Raw genomic sequence first — 2,399 nt, forward strand, 5'->3', positions numbered from 1 at the left:
CGGCCAGCGCGGCGGCGACCAGCAGCAGCAGGACGGCCCGGCCGCCGGCGCCCGCCCCGGCCAGGTGGACGCCGAGCACCGGCAGGGCCGTGCCGAGCGCGGTGCCGAGGCTGCGCACCATGTTCACCATGCCGCCGCCGACCGCGGAGCTCTCCGCCGGGATCGACCGCATCACCAGGGTGTTGTTGGCGGGCAGCAGCAGACCGAGCCCGAAGCCGGCCACGGCCAGCGGGACGGGCGCGAGCACCGGGGACACCGGCAGCACCGCGAGGACCAGCAGACCCGCGGTGGTGACCAGGGCGCCGGCGCGGCCGCGCCGGGCGTCCGACCAGTGCCGGGGCAGCAGGGCGCCGCCGGCGGTGGCGGCGATCGCGAAGGCGGCCGGCAGCGCGGTGATCACCAGTCCGGCGGCACCGGCGGACACCCCGGCCGAGTCCAGCATCACCGGCCCGAGCACCAGGGGGCAGAACAGCAGCAGGTAGCCGATCAGTGCGACCACCAGGCCGGCCCGGACGCCGGGGGTGTTGACCAGGCCGGGGGCGATGATCGGGGTGTCCGCCCGCTGCTCCTGGCGGGCGAGCGCGACCGTGAAGGCGCCCGCGGCGGCGAGCAGCACCACCACGGCCCAGCCCGGCAGCGGCAGGCCGGCGGCGGTCGAGAGGGCGAGCAGCAGCGAGGAGGAGGCGGCCGCCAACAGGACGAGGCCGAGCAGGTCGAAGCGCGACTCGCGGCGGGTGCCGCCACCGGGCCCGGCCGGCTCGGCGGGGCGGGCCGGGGCAAGTCGGACCGAGGCGGCAAGGCGGGCCGGGGCGGGCTCGCGGCGGCTGCGCGGCAGCAGGAACCAGCCGGCCAGCAGGCCGAGCACCGCGATCGGGACGTTGATCCAGAAGGCCCACCGCCAGGACGCGTGCGCGACCAGCAGCCCGCCGACGGTCGGCCCGAGCGCCAGTCCGAGCGCCTGTGCGGCGGCCTGGATGCCCAGCGCGGTGCGCATGGCCCCGGCCGGGACCCCGCGGGCGACCAGTGCGACACTGTTCGCCTGCATCATCGCCCCGCCGACGGCCTGGACGGCCCGGCAGGCGACCAGCACCCAGAGCCCTCCGGCGAAGCCGGCGGCGAGGGAGGCCAGGGCGAAGACCGCGAACCCGCCGAGGTACATCGTCTTGCGGCCGACCGTGTCGGAGAGCCGGCCGACGGGGGCCAGCAGGGCGACGAGCACCAGCAGGTAGGCGAGCGCCACCCACTCGACGGAGGCGAACCCGGCGTCGAATTGCTGCTCCAGGGCCGGGAAGACCAGGGCGGTGACGCTCGCGGTCAGCTGGCCGAGGAACGCGCCGAGGCAGACGGTGCCGACCGCGAGCCAGTGGGCGTGCGGCCAGGCGGCGACGGTGCGCGGCCGCGGCCGCTCGGTCAGCAGCAGGACGCTGTCGACCAGCCGGGTTCGGTGGGCGGGTGCAGGCACGGCCCCATACTACCTCTGCAACAGACATACTCGTAAACAGACCATGTCTGTGGACAGAAGAGTCCGCACCGTGGTACGCCCGTGAGCGGTGGGGCGGGAGGCCACCGGCGAGCCGATACGCTGTCCGCCATGTCGGAGCCGTCCCACCCCGTACCGCCCACCGCGCCCGCGCCTCCCCCGCCCGGGGACGCGGCCGCCGCCTCCCCCCTGGAGGAGGCCGTGGCGATCGAGCGGGCCCAGCGGCTGACCGACGTGATCACCCGGCTGCGCCGGGCCCTGCGCAGCAGCATCCGCACCGACTACCCGTGGGAGTCGCTGCCGATGGCGCAGGTGGAACTGCTGCAGACGCTCGCCGCCGCCCCGATGCGGGTCGGCGAACTGGCGGCCCGGCAGCGGCTGGCCCCGAACACCGTGAGCGGCCTGGTCGGCAAGCTGCTGGAGGCGGGCTTCGTCGACCGCCAGGCCGACCCCGGCGACCGCCGCACCGCCCGGATCGCGCTGACCGAGGCCGGCCGCACCCAGCTGCTGGACTGGCGCCGGGCCCACGAGCGCCGCCTCGCCGACGCCCTGGAGAGCCTCTCGCCCACCGACCGCGAAGCGGTGATGAACGCCCTGCCCGGCCTCGAACACCTCGCCCGCACACTGGCCGGCGACACCGGCGCCCCGGACGACCGCAGCTGAGGCCCGCCGCCCCCGCCCGCCCCGGCAGCTCAGGCAGGTCAGGCAGGTCAGGCAGGTCAGGCAGGTCCGGGACGGCTCCTCGGCGGCGGGACGGGCCTCAGAAGAGCGTGGCGCCGCGTTCGTGGTCCAGCAGCCAGCGCTTGCGGTCGACGCCGGCCGCGAAGCCGGTGAGGGCACCGCTCGCACCGACGACCCGGTGGCAGGGGCGGACCACCAGCAGCGGATTGGCACCGACGGCGCCGCCGACCGCCCGGAC

The 2,399-nt window shown here is 76.8% G+C and carries 3 protein-coding genes; 1 reads left to right on the forward strand and 2 read right to left on the reverse strand.

The genetic code is table 11. The features are described 5' to 3' along the window. Positions 1-1,462, reverse strand: a 1,462-nt coding sequence (locus ABZ641_RS33280; protein WP_359987940.1) for an MFS transporter, incomplete at its 3' end; no start/stop codon positions are given. Between the two features lie 129 nt (positions 1,463-1,591). Between ABZ641_RS33280 and ABZ641_RS33285 the strand changes: the two genes are divergently transcribed. Further along, positions 1,592-2,143 carry a MarR family transcriptional regulator gene (locus ABZ641_RS33285; protein ID WP_344624482.1) on the forward strand — a complete coding sequence of 184 codons (552 nt, stop codon included), beginning with the start codon at positions 1,592-1,594 and terminating at the stop codon, positions 2,141-2,143. A 97-nt stretch (positions 2,144-2,240) separates the two neighbouring features. On the opposite strand, the gene ABZ641_RS33290 is transcribed toward ABZ641_RS33285, so the two are convergent. Then, the coding region (locus ABZ641_RS33290; protein ID WP_359987943.1) for a methylated-DNA--[protein]-cysteine S-methyltransferase at positions 2,241-2,399 on the reverse strand (159 nt) is incomplete at its 5' end.

Source organism: Kitasatospora sp. NPDC007106 (assembly GCF_040634455.1).
GTDB lineage: Bacteria > Actinomycetota > Actinomycetes > Streptomycetales > Streptomycetaceae > Kitasatospora > Kitasatospora arboriphila.